Annotated in this window: 1 protein-coding gene; it reads left to right on the top strand. The window is 36.6% G+C overall.

The features are described 5' to 3' along the window. On the top strand, positions 1-196 hold a 196-nt coding region (locus tag F6U93_RS14720), incomplete at its 5' end, for a hypothetical protein (protein ID WP_225312727.1). Positions 197-227: the final 31 nt, after the last annotated feature.

The following is a 227-nucleotide window of genomic DNA, read 5'->3' on the forward strand; positions in this document are numbered from 1 at the left end:
TGAACTTGAAGCCAAGGTTAAGCTTCTCGAGAAGCAGAAGGCAAGAGCAGAACATCTTGCAGAACGAGCAGATAAGAAAGTCATCATCTTTGATATGCTAGTAGATATGGCAGAAAAAGAATATGATATTCAAATAAGAAAAAATTACACACCCGAGTTATCAAATGCTTCAAAGAAGAACAAAAAGAGACCATAATCTCTTCCTGTGAATTACTCGGGGTTAATAG

This window comes from Pseudotamlana haliotis, from assembly GCF_008806375.1.
In the GTDB taxonomy this organism is placed as follows: Bacteria; Bacteroidota; Bacteroidia; order Flavobacteriales; family Flavobacteriaceae; genus Pseudotamlana; species Pseudotamlana haliotis.